The organism is Streptomyces sp. NPDC047049 (assembly GCF_040643995.1).
Classification (GTDB): domain Bacteria; phylum Actinomycetota; class Actinomycetes; order Streptomycetales; family Streptomycetaceae; genus Streptomyces; species Streptomyces mooreae.
Genome location: NZ_JBEYVM010000001.1, coordinates 264,841 through 283,305, shown reverse-complemented (window position 1 = coordinate 283,305; position 18,465 = coordinate 264,841). Strand labels below are relative to the sequence as shown.

General features: G+C 70.6%; 20 protein-coding genes. 6 read left to right on the top strand and 14 right to left on the bottom strand.

Translation table 11 applies throughout. From position 1 onward, the window contains the following. Positions 1-58 precede the first annotated feature (58 nt). Positions 59-1,657, top strand: coding sequence for an MFS transporter (locus ABZ851_RS01365; RefSeq protein WP_361120486.1), 1,599 nt, complete (start codon positions 59-61; stop codon positions 1,655-1,657). A 191-nt stretch (positions 1,658-1,848) separates the two neighbouring features. Next, on the top strand, positions 1,849-2,634 hold the full coding sequence (locus tag ABZ851_RS01360) for a TetR/AcrR family transcriptional regulator (RefSeq protein WP_361120483.1): 786 nt from the start codon (positions 1,849-1,851) through the stop codon (positions 2,632-2,634). A 42-nt stretch (positions 2,635-2,676) separates the two neighbouring features. Here the strand turns inward: ABZ851_RS01360 and ABZ851_RS01355 are convergent, their stop codons facing one another. From ABZ851_RS01355 to ABZ851_RS01335, 5 genes are all read right to left on the bottom strand, one after another. After that, entirely contained in the window at positions 2,677-3,120 is a 444-nt protein-coding gene (locus ABZ851_RS01355) for a hypothetical protein (protein WP_361120480.1), read from the bottom strand. 154 nt (positions 3,121-3,274) lie between these two features. Then, positions 3,275-3,889: a hypothetical protein gene (locus ABZ851_RS01350; protein WP_361120477.1), complete on the bottom strand. Its 615-nt coding sequence runs from the start codon at positions 3,887-3,889 to the stop codon at positions 3,275-3,277. A gap of 184 nt (positions 3,890-4,073) precedes the next feature. After that, positions 4,074-4,916 (bottom strand): YceI family protein, encoded by an 843-nt coding sequence (locus tag ABZ851_RS01345; RefSeq protein WP_361120474.1) that lies wholly within the window; start codon positions 4,914-4,916, stop codon positions 4,074-4,076. A gap of 219 nt (positions 4,917-5,135) precedes the next feature. Further along, entirely contained in the window at positions 5,136-7,754 is a 2,619-nt protein-coding gene (locus ABZ851_RS01340; RefSeq protein ID WP_361120471.1) for an MFS transporter, read from the bottom strand. A gap of 11 nt (positions 7,755-7,765) precedes the next feature. Further along, entirely contained in the window at positions 7,766-8,239 is a 474-nt protein-coding gene (locus ABZ851_RS01335; RefSeq protein ID WP_361120468.1) for a MarR family transcriptional regulator, read from the bottom strand. A gap of 363 nt (positions 8,240-8,602) precedes the next feature. On the opposite strand from ABZ851_RS01335, the gene ABZ851_RS01330 reads away from it, so the two are divergent. Further along, entirely contained in the window at positions 8,603-8,821 is a 219-nt protein-coding gene (locus tag ABZ851_RS01330; RefSeq protein ID WP_361120465.1) for a hypothetical protein, read from the top strand. Between the two features lie 117 nt (positions 8,822-8,938). Here the strand turns inward: ABZ851_RS01330 and ABZ851_RS01325 are convergent, their stop codons facing one another. Further along, positions 8,939-9,229 (bottom strand): hypothetical protein, encoded by a 291-nt coding sequence (locus ABZ851_RS01325; RefSeq protein ID WP_361120462.1) that lies wholly within the window; start codon positions 9,227-9,229, stop codon positions 8,939-8,941. A gap of 389 nt (positions 9,230-9,618) precedes the next feature. On the opposite strand from ABZ851_RS01325, the gene ABZ851_RS01320 reads away from it, so the two are divergent. Continuing rightward, entirely contained in the window at positions 9,619-9,858 is a 240-nt protein-coding gene (locus ABZ851_RS01320; protein WP_361120455.1) for a GntR family transcriptional regulator, read from the top strand. Positions 9,859-9,950: 92 nt separating this feature from the next. Here the strand turns inward: ABZ851_RS01320 and ABZ851_RS01315 are convergent, their stop codons facing one another. The 3 genes from ABZ851_RS01315 to ABZ851_RS01305 are packed head-to-tail and all read right to left on the bottom strand — an operon-like array spanning position 9,951 to position 11,928. Further along, positions 9,951-10,334, bottom strand: coding sequence for a hypothetical protein (locus ABZ851_RS01315; RefSeq protein ID WP_361120452.1), 384 nt, complete (start codon positions 10,332-10,334; stop codon positions 9,951-9,953). Next, positions 10,334-11,608 (bottom strand): amidase domain-containing protein, encoded by a 1,275-nt coding sequence (locus ABZ851_RS01310; protein ID WP_361120449.1) that lies wholly within the window; start codon positions 11,606-11,608, stop codon positions 10,334-10,336. Before ABZ851_RS01310 ends, ABZ851_RS01315 begins: the two co-directional genes overlap by 1 nt. 2 nt (positions 11,609-11,610) lie before the next feature. Continuing rightward, positions 11,611-11,928, bottom strand: coding sequence for a type VII secretion target (locus ABZ851_RS01305; protein ID WP_361120446.1), 318 nt, complete (start codon positions 11,926-11,928; stop codon positions 11,611-11,613). A 231-nt stretch (positions 11,929-12,159) separates the two neighbouring features. Between ABZ851_RS01305 and ABZ851_RS01300 the strand changes: the two genes are divergently transcribed. Beyond that, on the top strand, positions 12,160-13,068 hold the full coding sequence (locus ABZ851_RS01300) for an SMI1/KNR4 family protein (RefSeq protein WP_361120443.1): 909 nt from the start codon (positions 12,160-12,162) through the stop codon (positions 13,066-13,068). A 31-nt stretch (positions 13,069-13,099) separates the two neighbouring features. Here ABZ851_RS01300 and ABZ851_RS01295 read toward each other — a convergent pair whose 3' ends face one another. Continuing rightward, positions 13,100-13,747 (bottom strand): class I SAM-dependent methyltransferase, encoded by a 648-nt coding sequence (locus ABZ851_RS01295; RefSeq protein WP_361120440.1) that lies wholly within the window; start codon positions 13,745-13,747, stop codon positions 13,100-13,102. Positions 13,748-13,843: 96 nt separating this feature from the next. Then, a complete protein-coding gene (locus ABZ851_RS01290) occupies positions 13,844-15,181 on the bottom strand; it encodes an amidohydrolase family protein (RefSeq protein ID WP_361120437.1) in 1,338 nt (445 codons plus the stop codon). Positions 15,182-15,257: 76 nt separating this feature from the next. Here ABZ851_RS01290 and ABZ851_RS01285 point away from each other — a divergent pair, with 76 nt between their 5' ends. Further along, complete coding sequence (locus tag ABZ851_RS01285; RefSeq protein ID WP_361120434.1) at positions 15,258-15,809, top strand: MarR family transcriptional regulator; 552 nt, start codon at positions 15,258-15,260, stop codon at positions 15,807-15,809. Positions 15,810-15,867: 58 nt separating this feature from the next. Here ABZ851_RS01285 and ABZ851_RS01280 read toward each other — a convergent pair whose 3' ends face one another. The 3 genes from ABZ851_RS01280 to ABZ851_RS01270 all read right to left on the bottom strand — a co-directional run bounded on the left by ABZ851_RS01280 (position 15,868) and on the right by ABZ851_RS01270 (position 18,452). Beyond that, complete coding sequence (locus ABZ851_RS01280) at positions 15,868-16,341, bottom strand: VOC family protein (protein ID WP_361120431.1); 474 nt, start codon at positions 16,339-16,341, stop codon at positions 15,868-15,870. Positions 16,342-16,552: 211 nt separating this feature from the next. Then, positions 16,553-17,425 (bottom strand): hypothetical protein, encoded by an 873-nt coding sequence (locus ABZ851_RS01275; RefSeq protein ID WP_361120428.1) that lies wholly within the window; start codon positions 17,423-17,425, stop codon positions 16,553-16,555. A gap of 190 nt (positions 17,426-17,615) precedes the next feature. Further along, on the bottom strand, positions 17,616-18,452 hold the full coding sequence (locus ABZ851_RS01270; RefSeq protein ID WP_026169669.1) for an RNA polymerase sigma factor SigF: 837 nt from the start codon (positions 18,450-18,452) through the stop codon (positions 17,616-17,618). Between the last annotated feature and the right edge of the window lie 13 nt (positions 18,453-18,465).

Here is an 18,465-nt window from a genome sequence, read left to right as displayed (position 1 = left end):
GGCGTATAGCCATCCCTGTACGGTGTAAATCTCCGCTCGCGCCGTACAGGGAGCCCGTATGTCCTCCGTGGCCTCCGACGCCACCCTCGCCACTCTTGAGCCACCGGGCCGGCCCGCCGCCCGCTGGCTGATCCTCGCCGTCATCTGCCTCGCCCAGCTGACGGTCGTCCTCGACAACACCGTCCTGAACGTCGCGATCCCCTCCCTCACCGAGGAGCTGGGCGCGACCACCGCCGACGTCCAGTGGATGATCAACGCGTATTCGCTGGTCCAGTCCGGTCTGCTGCTCACCGCGGGCAACTCCGCCGACCGTTACGGCCGCAAGAAGATGCTCATCGTCGGCCTGGCGCTGTTCGGGACCGCCTCGCTCGGCGCCGCCCTCGCCGGGTCCCCCGGCGAACTCATCGCCGCACGCGCCGGTATGGGCATCGGCGGGGCCCTGCTGGTGACCACCACCCTCGCCGTCGTCATGCAGATCTTCGACGACGCGGAGCGCCCCCGCGCCATCGGCATCTGGAGCTCGGTCAACTCCCTCGGCTTCGCCGCCGGCCCGCTGATCGGCGGTTCGCTGCTCGACCACTTCTGGTGGGGCTCGCTGTTCCTGGTCAATCTGCCCGTCGCGGTGCTCGCGCTGGCGGCCGTCGCCGTCCTCGTGCCCGAATCGGGCGGCCGCGGCGGCGCCCTCCCCGCGGCCGGTGCGCCCCCGGCCGGGCGGACCCCCCTCGACCTGCCGGGCGCCCTGCTGTCCATGACCGGCATGGCCGGGGTGGTCTTCGCGATCATCTCCGGACCGATGTACGGCTGGCTCTCCGGCCGGGTGCTGATCTCCGCGGCCGTCGGGGCCGCCGGGCTCGCCGTCTTCGCGCTGTGGGAGCTGCGCGTCCCGCACCCGATGCTCGACATGCACTTCTTCCGCAACCGCCGGTTCATCGGCGCCGTCTCGGGCGGCATCCTCGTCGCCTTCGGGATGGGCGGCTCGATGTTCCTGCTCACCCAGCACCTCCAACTGGTCCTCGGTTACGGGCCGTTGGACGCCGGTCTGCGGATGGCGCCGCTCGCCGTCACCGTCATCCTGGTCAACTTCACCGGTCTGAGCGCCCGTCTGATCACCCGGCTCGGCACCCCCGGAATGATCGTTTCGGGGATGTCGCTGCTCGCGGCCGGCCTCGCCGCCGTCTCCCTGCTCGGCGGCGCCGACTACGGCGGCATGCTGTGCGGCCTGGTCGTGATGGGGGTCGGTGTCGCGTTCGCCATGCCGACGATGGCCAACGCCATCATGTCCGCGATCCCGCCGGCCAAGGCGGGCGTGGGGGCCGGCGTCAACGGCACCCTGATGGAATTCGGCCAGGGCCTCGGCGTCGCCGCCCTCGGTGCGGTCCTCAACTCCCGTTTCGCGGCGCTGCTTCCGGCGGCCGCCGCGGGCACCGGATCGCTTACCGCCGCGCTCGCCCGGACCCGTACGGGTGCCGAACGGGCCGCCGTGCACGACGCCTTCGCGGCCGGCATCGGCACCAGCCAGCTGGCCGGCGCGGCCGCGGTGTTCCTCGGCGGGCTGCTCGCCGCCGTCCTGCTGCACCGGGCGGAGCGTACCGGCGGGGACGCGGGGCGGGCCGCCACGGCTCCCGGTGCAGGACAGGCCATCGCCGCGGCGGAATAGCATCGGCTCGGCAGGTGCGCGTGAACAGCGCGTACCGGCGGCACGTATGCCTCCATACGTGCCGTCACCGCCGACGACACCGATGACCACGCCGACGACGTCACCCCAGGGCGTCTTCGCATGACGACACCGGAGCCGACCGCGACGACGACACCACGACGTCGAAGACGCTCCGGACAGGGAGGGGCGCCATGGCAGCGACGGACGACCGCACCGGAAAGCGGCCGAACAGCGTCTGGCTGACCGAACGGCCCCCGCTCAAACGGAAGGCGGAGCAGCCGGCCGCACTCGACCTCGACAAGATCGTCGGGGCGACGGTCCGGCTGCTGGACGCCGACGGCCTGTCGAAGTTCTCGATGCGCAGGCTCGCCGCCGAGCTCGGCGTCACCGCGATGTCCGTCTACTGGTACGTCGACACCAAGGACGACCTGCTGGAACTGTCCGTCGACGCGGTGGTCGGCGAGATGACCCTGCCCGACCCGTCGGACTCCGGTGCCGACTGGCGCGACCAGCTGCGCACGCTCGCCGTCGGCTATCGCGACATGCTGCTGCGCCACCCCTGGGCGTCCCGGCTGCTGGGCGAGTTCCTCAACATCGGCCCGCATGCGACGGCCTTTGCCCACGCCACCCAGCGGGTGATGCGCCGCAGCGGCCTGGCCGCGGACCACATGTCCGGCGCGCTGGCGTCCCTCTTCCACTTCGTCTACGGCTTCTCGACGGTCCGGGCCACACACGAGGCCCGCTGCCGGGCCGTGGGCATGAGCCTCGACGACTACTTCGAACAGGTCGTCGCCGCGCTCACCGACCGGCCGGAGTTCGCCGGGCTGCTGGAACCCGCCACCCGGGCCGACCACCTCCGCCGGGGCCACAGTGCCGTGGACATGCTGAACCGGGACTTCGCCTTCGCCCTCGATCTCCAGATCGCGGGAATCGAGGCGATGCGGGACCGGTCTCAGGGCGCTCCGCCTGGCGCGTGAGGTACGTGCACACAGCGCGGGGCGGCGGCACGGCGGGGTGCTTCACCGCCGGCCGCGGCGCCGGCGCACACCGGCGAGGATGCCCATCACGAAGCCGGACACGAACAGCGCGAGCCCCAGGAAGACCACGGGATTCACCCAGCCCGGTACCAGCTCGGTTCCCACGCCGTCCGACGTGACGCACTGCGCACTGACCGGCAGCGTCTCCCGCGTCACGATGTGATCGCCCGGTGCTCCCAGCGCCGCACACATCTGATCCGGGTCAAGGACGTAGAACCCCGACATCACACCCCAGGCGTACGCGCCGAGCGCCGCCGCACCGGCCATGACCACGACCAGCGCGCACGTCGCGACGCCCGGCAGGTGCCACCCGCTGCCGGGTAATCGCCGGTAGGCCCGTAAGGCGAGCGCCGTGGCGGCGATCACGAACACGCAGGGCGCCACGAGCGGCGCCACGGCCAGGATCAGGAACAGAAGCTCTGCCATGCCTGCCAGGACACCGCAGGGGAAAGGCCGGTTCCGCCGGTCGCGCCCTTCCTGATCCGCTGGTGCCCCCACCACGGCACGGGCGGCAACGGCCGGCGGAACTCCCGCGTGCCGTCGGCGACTTCATGACGACGTCTCACCCGGTCGAGACGTATCACCCGGCCGAAGGGCCGCCGCCGCGGTGGCGCAAGAGCGTTTCCTCGAGAAGCTGCTCCACGAGGGAGGGCTTCGCCGTCCCGGAATAGCTCTTGACCAGGGCACTCATCCGCTGAGCCTCTTCGGTGGTCGGCAGGACACCCACCAGGAGCACCGGTAGGCCCAGGCGCCGGACAAGGAGCTCATTGCCGGAAACGCCCTGCGGCCGGCGCACGACCGAGACACTGACCCGGACGGCGTGTTCGTTGCCCGCCGGGACACCCGGCCGGTCCGTCTCGATCGCGGCATAGCGGAATCCGTGCGCCAGGTCGCAGGCGGAGCAGCCGACGGGGCCGCGGCTGAGCCGGTCGCCGCATTCGGAGCAGACCAGTCTGTCGAGCGCGGCATCCACCACCCGCCAGTCGTGGCGGTCGGGTTCCGTCGCCACCATCTCGGCGAGCGTGGCCTCCTGGTCCTCGCCGGCGTCCCACCGGTGCAGAAAGGCGGACCATTCGTCTTCCACGATGCGGTCCACCAGCTCGCCGCAGGCGCGGCAGCCGGGCGCACCGCTGTACTCATATCCGCCGCAGTGCGCACAGCGGCGTAAAGCCGCCCCGACCTCGGGTCGCGCCATGACTCTCCTCCCGTCGGCGCCGGTGCGGCGGGTGAGCCGGCCGGCGCAGTCGTTGCCCGCTGTCCCGGCGAGTTTCGCCCACCACGACCGACGGGAGAAGCGATTTACGACCACTCCGGGTCCGCACGCCACGTCCCGGGCCCGCACGCCACGCTCCGGGACCTCCCCCCCACGCCCGGGGCCCTCACCCCATCGGCAGGCTCTCCCCCTGCACCGCCTGGATGTCCAGTTCGACCTTGAGTGTGGTGCCGATCGCCGCGATGCCGGCCGCGACGACCTGGTTGTAGTTCATCTTGAAGTCCTCGCGACGCAGCTCCGCGGTGGCGCGGAAGGCGGCGCGCACCCCGCCCCAGGGGTCGGGACCGGTGCCGAGGTAGCTCAGGTCGAGGTCCACCGGGCGGACGACACCGTGCAGCGACAGCTCGCCGTGCACCGTCCAGCGGTCCGGGCCCGCCGGTGCCAGGCCCGAGCTGCGGTAGGTGATCTCCGGGAACTCCTCGACGTTCAGGAAGTCTTCGGAGCGCAGGTGCCCGTCGCGCATCCCGTTGCCGGTGTCGATGGACGTGGCCTTGATGGCCGCCTCGACCCGCGAGGCGGCAAGGTCCTCGGCGATCTCGATCCGGCCGCTGAACTCGGTGAACCGGCCGTGCACGCTGGAGATCCCCAGGTGCTGGGCGACGGCGGCCACCGTCGAGTGCATCGGGTCGATGGTCCAGGCGCCGGGCGGCGGCAGCTCGGCCCCGCCCTGCCGCGCCAGGACGACGTTGCCGACGTCCATCCGGCCGCTCGCGGTCACGATCGCGCTGGAGGCGACCGGTGCATAGCCGACGGCCGTCACGATGACCGTGTACGGGCCGGCGGGCAGCGGCTGTGCGCTGCGGATGGTGCCCTCGTTGTCCGCCGCCGCGCGCAGCACCTGCGCGCCCGTCATGTCGGTGACGGTCAGTACGGCGTGCTGGACCGCCCAGCCGTCGCGTGTGCGGATCTGAGCCCGCAGGCCCGCAGCTCCCGCGCCCGTCGAAGTCATTGCCTCTCCTGTTTCCTGCCTGGTCGGGGTCCCTCCGCTCCGGCGACGCCGGGAACGTGAGGGAGTGTCGGGCTCCGGACGGCGGCGTGCAGGCCGTCCCCTGCCTGTGCGCAGCGCCGCCGTCCGGAGCCCCGGGGTCCGGGCCGGGACGCGCCTCCGCTCAACGCGCGCCCGGCCCGGGGTATTGCTCCCGGGGGAAATCCCCGGGCCCGGGGTGCTTCAGCCCTCGGGGTGGGCGAGCTCGACGTCGTAGCCGTCGACTCCGCCGGCACCGACCGCAAGGCCGGTGGCGACCGGCGGGTAGCCGCTCGCGATGACCGTGTAGTCGCCGGCGTCCAGGTCGGTGAAGGCGTAGGCGCCGTCCTCCCCGGTCGTCGAGGTGGCCACGACATTGCCTGCCGCGTCCACCAGCGTGACCCGTGCGTCGGGCAGCGGCCGGGAGCCGTCAGGGCCGCCGGCCCGCACGATGCCCTGCACCCGCGCGCCGGACAGCAGCTCGATCTCGATCCGGGTCGTGCCCTGGCCGCCGATCTCGACCGGCAGCGCGGCCGGGCGGTGGCCCGGGGCGTTCACGGCGACGGTGAAGGTGCCGGGCGCCAGCTCGTCGAAGGCGAAGCAGCCCTCGGCGCCGGTCGCTCCGGTGGCCAGCACCTCGCCGCGGACGTCGGTGACGACGACCATCGCGCCCTCGACCGGCAGGCCGGTGGCCGCGCTGCGGACCAGGCCGCCGAGGCCGCTGGTGCCGCTGAGCAGGATGTCGTAGCCGTAGGGCTGGTCGCCGACGACGACCGTGGACGCCTGCGGCTGGTGGCCGTCGGCCGCGGCGATCAGCACGTACGAGCCGGCGCCGGGGGCGTCGAGCGCGTACGAGCCGTTGGCCTGGGCGACCGCGCGGCCCAGCTGACGCCCGCTGAGCGAGATCAGCGTCACCGCGGAGCGCGGTACGGGGTGGCCCTCCGCATTGCGGACGAAGCCGTGGACCGCGGAACCGGTCGGGAGGGCGTCACCGCCGCCGGCCGAGGCGTACGCCGCCAGCGGCTGGGTCGCGGTGGCCGCGGCCGGCTGCGCCCAGGACGGCGTGTGCGGGTTGTCGTCGGGGGCCGCCGACGGGGCACCCACCAGAGCGGGCTCGCGCTCCTCGCCGGGCGCCGCGGCGGCGACGGCGAGGTCCGGGACGACGGCATCCGCCGCCGGAGCGGCCGACGGGTTGCCCGCGGCCTGGGCGCTCTCCGCGCTCTGGGACAGTCCGCCACGCGTCTTCAACGCGACCTCCTTGATGAACAGGGTGAAGAGGAAGGCGAGCAGCGCGCAGGGCGCCGCGTAGAGGAACACATCGCCGACACCGTGACCGTAGGCGCTCTCCATGACGGTGCGCAGCGGCGCCGGGAGGGAGTCCAGGTCGGGGATGCCGCCGCCGCTGTTGCCGGCGCCGTGGGCGGCGGCCTTGGCGGCCTTGGGGCCGAGGCCGGCCAGACCGTCCTTGACGTAGTGGGTGACGCGGTTGGCGAGCACCGCACCGAGGGCCGAGACGCCCACCGCACCGCCGAGCGAGCGGAAGAAGGTCACGACGGACGAGGCGGAGCCGAGGTCTTCGGGGGCCACCTGGTTCTGCGTGGCGAGCACCAGGTTCTGCATCATCATGCCGATGCCCAGGCCCATCAGGGCCATGAAGATCGCGATGTGCCAGTACTCGGTGTCGTAGCGGATGGTGCCCAGCAGCCCGAGCCCCGCGGTCACCAGCGCGCCGCCGGCGACCAGCCAGGCCTTCCAGCGGCCGGTCCTGGTGATGACCTGGCCCGAGACGGTCGACGAGACGAACAGGCCGCCGATCATCGGAATCGTCAGGACGCCGGACATCGTCGGCGACTCGCCGCGTGCCAGCTGGAAGTACTGGCTGAAGAAGACGGTGCCGGTGAACATCGCGACACCGACGAACAGCGAGGCCACCGACGCCAGGGTGATCGTCTTGTTGCGGAACAGCCGCAACGGGATGATCGGCTCCTTGGCCTTGGTCTCGACGAAGACGAAGACCGCGCCGAGCAGGACCGCGCCGCCGACCATCGCGGCGGTCTGCCACGACATCCAGTCGTACTTGTCACCGGCCAGCGTCACCCACACCAGCAGCAGCGAGACCGCCGCGCTGATGAAGAAGGCGCCCGCCCAGTCGACCTTGACGCCCTCGCGCTTGACGACGGGCAGCTTCAGGGTCTTCTGCAGCACGATCAGCGCGAGGAGCGCGAACGGCACACCGACGTAGAAGCACCAGCGCCAGCCGAGCCAGTCGGTGTCGGTGATGACGCCGCCGAGCAGCGGGCCGCCGACGGTGGCGACGGCGAAGGTGGCGCCGAGGTAGCCGCTGTACCGGCCGCGCTCGCGCGGCGAGATCATCGCGGCCATCACGATCTGGGCCAGGGCGGACAGACCGCCCACGCCTATGCCCTGCACCACGCGGCAGGCGATCAGCATCCCGGTGTTCTGCGACAGACCCGCGACGACCGACCCCGCGACGTAGATGACCAGCGCGAACTGCACCAGCAGCTTCTTGCTGAACAGGTCGGAGAGCTTGCCCCACAGCGGGGTGGTCGCGGTCATCGCCAGCAGCGAGGCGGTGACGACCCAGGTGTAGGCGCTCTGTCCGCCGTCGAGGTCGTGAATGATCTCGGGCAGCGCGTTGGAGACGATCGTCGACGACAGAATGGCGACGAACATGCCGAGCAGCAGCCCGGACAGCGCCTCCATGATCTGACGGTGCGTCATAGGGGCTCCGCCGGAGGCGTGGTGTCCGCCTCCGTGCCTGGCGTGGCCGCCCCGCACACCGGCTGGTGTGGTCGTAGCCATGTGGTTCCTTTTCATCCTGCGGGTGTACGGGTGGTGGAGTCGTGATGCGCCCTGGGGCGGCAGTCGCCGAAGCTCGTACGGAGCCTGGCGAGCAGTTCGGTGAGGTGTCCGACGTCGGTGTCGGTCCAGTCGTCCAGGTACCGGGCGAGCGCTGCGGTGTAGCGCTCGGCGAGCTCCTCCAGGAGCTTTCTGCCGCTCGGCGTCAGGCGCAGCAGCCGCGACCGCTTGTCCGCCGGATCGGGCTTCCGCTCGATCCAGCCGCGCTCGGCGGCATGGGCGACATGCCGGCTGGTCACCGACATGTCGATGGCCAGCAGCTCGGCGAGCTGGCTCATCCGCATCTCACCGTGCCGGTCGAGAAGGGTGAGCACCCCGGCCGAAGCGGGCGGGCACTCCTGGGGCAGCATCCGCCCCATTTCGCGCTTGACGGCACCGATGGCGCTGAGTTGCCTGGCCAGTTCCTCGTACTGACTGTGGGCGGCCACGGGCTCCTCCACCATCCCTTGTGCACATCGCATGCATCCACGATCTTTTGTTGCTTGGGGCAACCATAATCAAGTTGGTTGCTGAAGGCAAACGAAATCGTCCAGGGTTGAAGTAAAGGGAGCGAAAAGTCTGCGCCGGGGATCGGTCAATCGGGGTGACGTGGCGCGCAAAGGTGCAGGTCGACGACCGGGTGAGGGGCCCCGGTCGATACCGGCCGGTAGCGGGACACCCCCAGACGACCCGCCCGTGCCTCCGTCCACGCCCCGTACCCGTCCCGACCCCGCTCCGTAGGCGCCTTCCCGGACGCCTCATACGCGCCCCAGGGGTGCCCCCCGGCCCCCGGTTCGCTAGGGTCCTTCCCCATGGCGACCAACCCGCAGAACCAGGCCGGCGGCAACTACGACCCGGCCGGCAGCACGCAGATGTTCCGGGCCTTCGTGGACGAGGGCGGCACCCCGCAGACCGGCAGCCGCCGCGCCCCCGCCCCGCAGCAGTCCGCCGGCCCCCGCGTGGGCGTCATCGTCGGCGTGATCGTTGCCCTCCTGGTCGTCGCGGGCGCCGCCTGGCTGGCGCTGGCATAACGAGTCTCCTCGCGGCTGTCCCCACGCGTACGGCTGCTTTTTGTCGCGCAAGGCCGTCCTTGCGCGCACGGGCCCGGCATCACGATGATGCCGGGCCCTTGATCATTCCTCCCCCGGTTACGTCACGTGCCCGTGCCCGCCCCTGCTCTCGGCGACCCGCAGTGCGTCCCGCAGCGCTTCACACAGCCTGTGGACACAGAACCGGAGTTCCCCGGCGGTCGCCTCGGCCGGCCCGTCCAGCAGCGCGGCCGTGTGGCCCAGCAACTCCTCGCCGGTGCGGAGTTGCGCCTCTTCCAGCTCGTCGGCTAGCTGGGACACGTATCCGCCGCCGTCGCTCTCATCGCTGGAGAGGTAGCAACGCTGCCCGTCCGGCCCGCTCCAGGGCAGCAGCCGCATCCCGCCGTTCATGACGCGACCGCCATCGCACGCAGAAACGCCCCCTCGCGCCGCGCCTCCCGGCGCTCGTGCGCGAGGAGGCAGGGGCGCACGAGGAGGGTGGCCTCGCCGTCGAGGGGGGATTCGGGGCGGCGACGGAGGGGGAGTGGCCGGAGGGGCGGCCGCTGTGGCTGGTAGGTGACTGTGGGGGCGGGGTCCGTTCGGTGCTTCATTAACCGGGCGAGGAGGCTGCGCATAAGGTTTTGCATGTCGACGCTCCTTGGACAGCGTTGGCCGTGCCCCGGGGCCGTTGCAGCGGTCGCCGGGGTCCTTGCTGCGCCACCGTAGGTGATCCTGGTAGCCCCTGTCTATAGCTATAGGCCTCTATGCCTGTCTAATTACCCGTGCGTACAGTCCCGTTCGTGATGGAGTTCGACCCGACGTTGCCCAAGTGGACGCAGATCGCCGACGTGATCCGAGCGCGGATCGCGGACGGCACCTACCCTCCGCGCCAGCTCATCTCCGAGGTGCGGATGGAGCAGGAGTTCGGCGTCGCGCGCGTAACCATTCGCAAGGTCACTGCTGCCCTCCGGGAAGAAGGGCTCATCGTCACCACACCTGGTATGGGCTCGTTCGTGACGGAGCGGCAACCGGACGCCTGACGCTTGCCGCCATGAAGTCCGCCCTGGCGCGGCCCCGGCGGACGTGGATCGCCGGGGCCCGTCTCAAGATCGTTCCGTGGGGTGAGACCCCCTCAGACGCAGCTGATCGGCCCACTCGGTGACGGTTGGTGCAGATACCAGACCACGAACAGCTGCAGTGCCACCAGCGGGATGTCGACTACGAGGGCGGCAATCGCGATCTTTCCCGGCCAGCCGTCGCCCACCCACGTGTCGCGCCTCCGGGCGCGCCTCGCGAGCCACCAGAACAGTGCGAGCGTGACTGTCCCGCAGGCCAGCGCACCGTAGGCGCTGAGGTAGATCTGCCAGGTCAGCGGGAGGTCTCCGCAGTGTGCCCACTCCGCGGCGACATGTGCGTCGTCAGCCTTGCCGTAGGCAGTGAGGCCGCCGAGCCCGAGCAGCGCGAACAGCGGGACCAGCAGGGGGGAGTGCCGGGCGCTCGTTGAGGTGTCAGTCATCAGTACCAATCCGGATGCGGGCGGACGATACGTACCCGCTGCTGTCCCTCGCCCTTCTCCACTGCCGGGAGACGGCCTTGCAAACTCGCGTTCTGATACGGGTCGCTGTGCTGTGTGTATTTGATCTCGCCGTCCGGCATCACCCCAGTGACGATCGCGGCATGGTGCGCCGCCCCCTTCTTGAGTTCGTCGTTCGGGCCGGACTGGTCGTAGTAGATGATGTCGCCGGGCCGCGCCTGGGAGCGATCAACCTCTTCGCCGCCGTGCCTGAGCATGAATTGCTGTTGGTTCTCGGCGCCGGCCCACGTTTTGGAGTGCCCGAGAGAGCGGTCCATCTGCTCGAAGCCGGGAAATGGAATTCCCGTAGGGTTCCCCCTCATCCATGTATCGTCTCCGCGAGTTCCTTCCCAGAACGAGGTCTTTTCCTGCATTCCGGCGTTGGTCAGCGCGTTGGAGACGAAATTGGTGCAGTTGTTGCCGAAGTCGACGGGGTCGTCCTTGTTCCAGTTGTCCAGCGCGTATTCCACCATCTTCACCCGATCGAACTTCCCGTCCGTGCCGCGCATTTCGCGCTTCGCGCTCTCGGGAATGCCGTCGAGGTGAGCGAGTTTCACCGGCTCGGCCCGCATCATGTCGTACTGCTGCTTCTCACTGAGGCCGTTCCACCAGGCACGTACCGCAGCCGGGTCGGTGTTGGCCTTCGGGATGTCGGCGGCGAGCATGTCCATCTCGACGTGCGAGGCGCGGTTCTGTTCCTTGAGGGCCTTGTCCGGGTCGGCGATACCGGTCATGCCCGCCAGGCGGTACAGCTCGGCGGATGTTTTCTCGTCCGCTTCCGTCGCCTGTCGCAGGGCTTGTTCGCGCAGGGCGACGATGTCGTTGTAGGCCTGCTGCTTGTCCGCGCCCGCGTTCGGGGCGGGGCATTCCAGCGGCATTCCGTCATCGCCTATGGGCAGGTCGTGGGCCCGGGAGAGGTCGGTGATCTGGCATGCGATGCTCATCGCCGTTTCCAGGCTGGTGTGCATGCCTTCCATGACCATTTTGACGCTGAGCAGCAGGTCGTACGCCGATTCCAGTTGATTCGCCAGCTTGACGAAATCGCCGGCCGCGGACGCGCCGACCGCGTCGGACCAGTTGTCGGCGAGCGGCTTGGCGCCCTGTTCGCGGACGTCATTCGCGGCGTTCAGCGCGTATTTCGCCAGCGCCGCCCAGTCGTCCGCGGCCTCTTTCCATTTCCGGGGGTGGGCACTGATGAGTTCCGAGTACGTGACCACGGTCAGTGCCTCCCCAGGTCCTTCATGCCGGCCCTCAACCGTGCGACCGCTTCCTGGTCCGCGGCGTCGTAGCCGTCGGCGGAGTCCTGCAATCGCTGCCCCAGTTCGCCCATCTTCTTGGCGAGGTCGATCATGTGATCCTGCCAGGCGGTGCGGCACGACATCACGGCGTTTCCGGACTTCCAGAACATGGCGTCGTAGTAGACCTCCTGAGAGCTGTCGAGGACATGCGACAGCCGCCGCTGAGTGTCACTCGACAAGGCCTTCATGTCGTCGCCGGTGCTGCGGACCTTCGCCGTGTCCACCCGTATGTCACCCACGGGTCCCCCGTTCCGTTTTCAGTTTCTCCGCATTGGTCCTGTGCATGACCAGTGCGCCCTGCCTGCACACCGTAGGAGATGGCGTACGTCCCTGGGTGGGAGGGAAGGTGGGCAGGCGGTTCCGGAGGGAACCGGGCAGATTCGGCAGAGCGGGCGGATCGGACGCCGCGAGCGGAGAGAGTGCCGCGAACGGGCCGTTCCTCTCCGGGGCGCCGGTTCTATGGTGTGTTCATGATCGATGCGCACAGCTCACTCGCCCGCATCATCGAGCGGGTGCCGCCGCCCGCCGAAGCGGTCAACGGGCGCGGCGACTGGGCCGATGCGGAGCGGGCCCTGGGCACCCGGCTGCCGGACGACTACAAAAAGCTGGTCGAGGCCTACGGCCGCGGGGACTTCTGGGGTGTGCTGTGTCTGTGCACCCCGTTCGGCGACGACAACCCGGTCCGGCTCGCAGCAGACCTGGTGGAGGACTTCGGCCCGCTGCGCGAGAGCTGGCCCGAGCAGTTTCCGTACCCCTTCTTCCCGGAACCGGGCGGACTGCTCACCTGGGCAATAACCGACAACTCGGCACAACTGTGCTGGCTGACCGAGGGGCCGCCCGAGTCCTGGCCAGTGGTGATCTGGTCACGCGACAGCGACTACGAACGATTCGACTGCGGGGCCGCCGCATTTCTCGACGGGTGGGTCAGCGGCCGCCTCAGTTCCGAACTGCTGCACCGCAGCAGGGATGCCGCCCCCTGGTTCGATGCGGCGATCGAACGCGACCATGTCTATGTCCGGCTGGAGGAGCCGGGGGAGGGAGAAGGAGGTCTCCTCCCCTATGCCGAGCGCCTGCGGATCCTGCGCGACGCGCTCGCTCCCACCGCGGACCGGGGCGGCTACGAGTACGACGGCAGACGGCAAGACCACTTCGTCGTCACCGAGACCGGCTGGCAGCTGACCTACGAAACGGCCTACGGGCACCAACTCCGTGTCGCGTTCCCACCCGCCGAGAGCGAAGCAGCCCGCCACGCAGTCCTCGCCGCCATCGGCCGCATGGGGTGTGCCGTACAGTCCATCGGCACCGTCCACGGCACGTCGTCCTGGGATCTTTCTCCTGGCCCGTCGGCGAATCCTTCGCCCGGCCCGTCAGCCGCTTGACCCACGCGCCACACGCCCGGACGGCTGCTGCCTAGCCCTTGCGGGCGAGCAGGTGAACCTCCTGGAACTGCCGCCGGTCGGTGGGCCGGGGCTCGCGAATCATCCGGGCCACCTCGGCCAGCCCGGAGGTGCGCAGCATCGCGGCAAGGTGATCGGGCGACCACCGATAGGCCGGCGCGACGGCGTGATCGAAGATCTGCGTGGGGTGGGACGGATCCTCGCTTGCCCAAAAGCCCAGCAGCAGGTGGCCGCCAGGCGCCAGTACGCGGTGGAACTCCGCCAGGATGGCGGGGAGTTCTTGCGGCGGGGTGTGGATGATGGACCAACGGGAGAGCACGCCGCCCAGCGCGCCGTCAGCGATGTTCAAGGCGGCCATCGAGCCCACGTCGAACCGCAGGCCCGGATAGGTCTGGCGGGCCAACTTGATCATCGCAGCAGAGGTGTCCACACCGAACGCCGTCGGCACCAACTCGTCCAGCCAGGCAGTGACATGGCCGGGCCCGCACCCCAGGTCCGCGACCTGGCCGTGCCCGCTCGTACGTACGGCCTCGGCGAAGGCGCCCAGCATCGCACGGTCCAGGGGACTGTCCCGCAGCGAGTCGCGGAACAGCTGCGCATAGGTGGCGGCTGCGGCGTCGTAGGCCTCGCGGGTGGCACTGAGGGCATCGTGTTCGACCATGCGCGCGACAGTAGTTCCTGGCGCCGACCGGCACTGACCGGCACTGACCGGCGCCGACCGGGGCCGCCCGGCGCCGACCGGCGCTGAGACGAGCCGCTAAGAGCTCGACGGAGAGCTCGACGCCCCGAGGCGTTCGGCGGCGCGGTGGGCCTCGGCCAGTACGCCGCCGAGGTCCGCGTACAGCAGCCTCCCGTTGCGCTTGACCGGGCGTCCGTCCACCAGGACCGTGTCGACGTTCCCGGGGTGCGCGGCGGTCACCACCGCGCCGATCGGATCGTGCGTCACCGGGGCGAGGTTGAGCGCATCGGCGCGCAGCAGGATGAGGTCGGCACGCTTGCCGATCTCCAGCGATCCCACCTCGTCGCCCAGGCCGAGGGCCGCGGCCCCTTCCGCGGTGGCCATGCGCAGCACATCGGCCGCCTTGATCGCGGACGTTCCGGAAGCGGTGTCGCCGTCGAAGTGACTGCTCATCAAGGCGGCGCGCATCTGCGAGAACATATCGCCCGGAGCCGAGGTGACCGCGTCAGCGCCCAGCCCCGTGGTGATGCCCGCCCGCCGCAGCCGGCCCGCCATCGGCGCGCCGAAGCGCATCGAGGCCTCGATCGCCGGCGTGATCGCCACCGCCCCGCCGGACTCGGCGATCAGCCGCAGCTCGGAGTCGGGCAGCGAGTTGCCGTGCACGTACAGGGTGCCGGCGGTGAGCAGGCCCTGTTCCTGAAGGGCGGCGATCGGCCGCTGGGCCACCGGGCCGGCCTGTACATGGACGGCGAGCGGCAGAGCCAGCTCGCGGGCGAGCAGCCAGTCCTCCCGCACGGCCTCCGGGGGAGTGAAGGACGGACCGACCGGGGCCAGGGCCATCGTGACCAGCGCCTCGTGCGAGGGAAAGTGGTCGGTGCGGGCCTTGCGCACCCAGTCGGCCTGCCGGGCGGCCTCGTCGAAGACGGGATACCCGTAGCCGAAGACCGCACGGATCCCCGCTTCCGTCAGCGCCTCGACGGCGGCGGCGGTGTGCTCCGGCGTGTGCTGGACGTGGGAGAAGTCCTGGACGGTGGTGACCCCGGAGTCCAGGCACTCCAGCGCGCCGAGGAGGTTGCCGGTGTACACCTCCGCGGGCGTGCAACGGGCGCCGAGGTCACCGAGGATCCGGTGGAGGTAGTGGTCAAGGCTCTCGTCGACCGCGGCGGACCGCAGCACCCCCTGCCACAGGTGCCGGTGGGTGTCGACGAAGCCGGGCAGCACGACCATCGCGCGGCCGTCGATCACCTCCAGGCCGGTATCGGTGTCGTCGAGGGGCAGGTCGGGGCCCACGGCGGCGATGCGGCCCTCCTCGACGAGGACATCGGTGTGCGGGTGGGCGATGGGGTGGGGGGCGGTGTCGATGACCAGACCACCGCGCAGGAGCAGGCGCGGCGTGTGGTGGCGCTCGATTCCCATGGCACGTCTCCCTCTGCACGTTCGGAAGAAAGCTTTATTGAAAGCTATCACGATAGTGATCGACTATCCTGTCGAGGTGACCGCGGCATCCGGACCAGGCCCCGACCCCGTCGATGCGCTGCTGAGCGCCTGGCGCACCGAGCTGCCGGATGTGCTCCGCCCGACGACGGAGCTGTCGAAGCGGATAACCCAGCTCGCGGGCGCGCTGGACGCGGCCACCCGCGGGGTACTGCCCGGACTCGGCCTGACCGTCGCCGAGTTCGACATCCTGGCGGCCCTGCGCAGGTCCGGCGAGCCGTACCGTATGAGGCCGAACGAACTGGTCCGCGCCCTGCTGCTGTCCTCCGGCGGCATCAGCAATGTCGTCAATCACCTCGCCGGCCGCGGGCTCGTCGTCCGCGAACCCTCACCGGACGACGGCCGGAGCACCATGATCCGGCTGACCCGGGAGGGGGTGCGCACCGCCGAGCGCGCCCTCCGCGCCCATGCGGACGCCCATGAGGCGGTCTTCGCCGAGGCGTCCCCCGCGGCCGTACATGCCGCCGCCCGCGCGCTGCGCGGGGTGGGCGTGGACCGCGGCCCCGCACCGCGCCCGCTGCGGACGGGGCGTAATCGCAGCCGGTCGTGAGGCGCCGGTGAGCCCCAGGTCGTGGCGGTGCCTCCAGGGATTGCCTCCGGTGCCCGCTTTACGCCTGGTCCGCCGCCGCCTGGAGGGCGGCGACATCGATCTTCTTCATGCCGAGCATGGCCTTCATGGCGCGGGCCGCGCGCCCCTGGTCCGGGTCGTTCAGCAGCTCCGCCATGCCACCGGGCGCGACCTGCCAGGACAGGCCGTACTTGTCCTTCAGCCAGCCGCAGGGGCCCTCCTCGCCGCCTTCGGAGAGCTTGGTCCAGTAGTAGTCGATCTCGTCCTGGCCGGCGCAGACGATCATCAGGGAGACCGCCTCGTTGAAGGTGAACTCGGGGCCGCCGTTGATCGCGGTGTACTGCTGGCCGTCGAGCTCGAACTCGACCGTCAGTACGGTCCCCGCAGGGCGCGGACCTGCCTCGTTGTAATAGGTGACGTTCTTGATCTTCGAGTTCGGGAACACCGAGCAGTAGAACTCCGCGGCTTCCTTGCCCTGGGTGTCGAACCAGAGGTTGGGGGTGATCTGGGGCATGTGTACTCCCTGGGACGGGGGCGCTGCCGGTGGCTGCGTCTGTGCCTCTTCAGACGGTCTCACCGGTCGGAACTCATCGCCCTTCGGGAAGGTCTCCCGTGGCGCCCGCCAGGGGCGGTTTTCGGCCAGTCCCGGGAGCCGGCCCTCACTTCCACCCGGACCGGCCCTCATGTCCCTCTGAACCGGCTCCCGCGTCCACCCGGACCGGCCCTCACTTCCACCTGAAGGTGACGTCCTTGGTGTCGAGGTGCATCCCCAGCGGCACCCGCCAGCCGTCCACACACACCCGCCAGGTACCGGTCTGCCTCCTGCCCACGGCGAGCGGCAGCGGAAGGGGGTGGGTGGAGGTGAGGGTGGCCCAGTCGATGCCGAGGGCGCCGATGATGTGGGTGCCGAAGACGACGCTGCCGGCGGTGACGGGCCGGTCGCCGTTGTTGAGGAAGTCCACGGTGACCTTCTGGCACCAGCGGACGTCCGTGCCGGCGAGCGCGGGCTTGCCGATCAGGAGGCCGGCGGGAGCCTCTGAACCGGCCGGGATGGTGGGGGAAGGGGGCTCGGGGGCGGGGGAGCCGTGCGGCGGGGTGGAACCGCCGGGGTGGCCGGGGGAGTTGGGCGCACCCGGTGAGGCCGGGGGCGTCGCGCCGCCGCCGTGACCACCGTGGCCGCTGTGGCTGCCGTGACCACCGGAGGGTGATGCGGAAGAGCCGGAAGGGGCGCCGGATGCGCTGGGGCTGCCCGCGGCTCCTGTGCCGCCGGCCTCGTCGCCCTCGCCCGCTCCGGCGGGGGACTCCGGCGCGGTCCGCCCGGGACGCGCCCGTCCGCTGCCACTGCCGCCGGCGCTGTCACTGCCGCCGTCTCCGCCACCGCGGTCGCCACCGTCCGCGCGGCCTCCGTCGCCGTCCAGCGGAGTCAGCTCGACACCGTCCTCGGGCGGTACGGCCCGGCTCGGCGCACGGTCATCAAAGGGGCCTGCCGCACCCACCGCGGCATAGCCCTGATCGGCCGCGCTTCCGCAGCCGGTGAGCAGGGAACCCAGACACAGCACGGCCGCCGAGGCGGCGGCCACAGTCGTCGTCCGTCGCATCGGCACAGTGTTGCTGACGGTACGTCAGGTGTACAGAGGCCGGTCGCACGGCCGTTGGCCGGCCGGACCCTGGCTCTCTCGCGGCCGGGCGGGCGCACCTCGCGCCACGCCCCCGCCATTCCTCCCTGCGTCTTTGCAACTGTCCGCCGAGCGGCACCAAGCGCTGTGCGGCCCCTCGGCGGACCGTTCCTCAGTCGGAGATCAGGCCCTCGCGCAGCTGCGCCAGGGTGCGGGTGAGCAGCCGGGAGACGTGCATCTGGGAGATGCCGACCTCCTCGCCGATCTGGGACTGCGTCATGTTGGCGAAGAAGCGCAACATGATGATCTGGCGCTCGCGGGCCGGGAGTTTGGCCAGCAGGGGCTTGAGCGATTCGCGGTACTCCACGCCTTCCAGCGCGGAGTCCTCGTAGCCGAGGCGGTCCGCGAGGGAGCCCTCGCCGCCGTCGTCCTCGGGGGAGGGGGAGTCGAGCGAGGAGGCGGTGTACGCATTGCCGACGGCCAGGCCGTCGACGACGTCCTCCTCCGACACCCCCAGGCACAGTGCCAGTTCGGGGACGGTCGGGGAGCGGTCCAGCTTCTGGGAGAGCTCGTCGCTGGCCTTGGTGAGGGCGAGCCGGAGTTCCTGGAGCCGGCGCGGGACGCGTACCGACCACGACGTGTCACGGAAGAAGCGCTTGATCTCGCCGACCACGGTCGGCATCGCGAACGTCGGGAATTCCACGCCGCGTTCGCAGTCGAAACGGTCGATCGCCTTGATCAGGCCGATGGTGCCGACCTGGACGATGTCCTCCATCGGCTCGTTGCGACTGCGGAATCGAGCGGCCGCATAGCGGACGAGCGGGAGGTTCAGCTCGATGAGCGTGTCACGGACGTAGGTACGTTCCGCGCAGTCCTTGTCGAGCGAGGCCAGCCGCAGGAACAGGGAGCGGGAGAGCGTGCGGGTGTTGATGGCGTCGTCGTCATGCACGTGTGGTGCGGGCGCGGGAATCGCGGGAAGCACCTTCGAGCTGCCCAGTTCTACGGACATGCCACCCCCTTGA

Bases quoted from the DNA above. Each gene is read 5' to 3' on its own strand.
- ABZ851_RS01365 (WP_361120486.1), top strand. From the start codon at position 59: ATGTCCTCCGTGGCCTCCGACGCCACCCTCGCCACTCTTGAGCCACCG.
- ABZ851_RS01360 (WP_361120483.1), top strand. From the start codon at position 1,849: ATGGCAGCGACGGACGACCGCACCGGAAAGCGGCCGAACAGCGTCTGG.
- ABZ851_RS01355 (WP_361120480.1), bottom strand. From the start codon at position 3,120: ATGGCAGAGCTTCTGTTCCTGATCCTGGCCGTGGCGCCGCTCGTGGCG.
- ABZ851_RS01350 (WP_361120477.1), bottom strand. From the start codon at position 3,889: ATGGCGCGACCCGAGGTCGGGGCGGCTTTACGCCGCTGTGCGCACTGC.
- ABZ851_RS01345 (WP_361120474.1), bottom strand. From the start codon at position 4,916: ATGACTTCGACGGGCGCGGGAGCTGCGGGCCTGCGGGCTCAGATCCGC.
- ABZ851_RS01340 (WP_361120471.1), bottom strand. From the start codon at position 7,754: ATGGCTACGACCACACCAGCCGGTGTGCGGGGCGGCCACGCCAGGCAC.
- ABZ851_RS01330 (WP_361120465.1), top strand. From the start codon at position 8,603: ATGGCGACCAACCCGCAGAACCAGGCCGGCGGCAACTACGACCCGGCC.
- ABZ851_RS01325 (WP_361120462.1), bottom strand. From the start codon at position 9,229: ATGAACGGCGGGATGCGGCTGCTGCCCTGGAGCGGGCCGGACGGGCAG.
- ABZ851_RS01315 (WP_361120452.1), bottom strand. From the start codon at position 10,334: ATGACTGACACCTCAACGAGCGCCCGGCACTCCCCCCTGCTGGTCCCG.
- ABZ851_RS01300 (WP_361120443.1), top strand. From the start codon at position 12,160: ATGATCGATGCGCACAGCTCACTCGCCCGCATCATCGAGCGGGTGCCG.
- ABZ851_RS01295 (WP_361120440.1), bottom strand. From the start codon at position 13,747: ATGGTCGAACACGATGCCCTCAGTGCCACCCGCGAGGCCTACGACGCC.
- ABZ851_RS01290 (WP_361120437.1), bottom strand. From the start codon at position 15,181: ATGGGAATCGAGCGCCACCACACGCCGCGCCTGCTCCTGCGCGGTGGT.
- ABZ851_RS01280 (WP_361120431.1), bottom strand. From the start codon at position 16,341: ATGCCCCAGATCACCCCCAACCTCTGGTTCGACACCCAGGGCAAGGAA.
- ABZ851_RS01275 (WP_361120428.1), bottom strand. From the start codon at position 17,425: ATGCGACGGACGACGACTGTGGCCGCCGCCTCGGCGGCCGTGCTGTGT.
- ABZ851_RS01270 (WP_026169669.1), bottom strand. From the start codon at position 18,452: ATGTCCGTAGAACTGGGCAGCTCGAAGGTGCTTCCCGCGATTCCCGCG.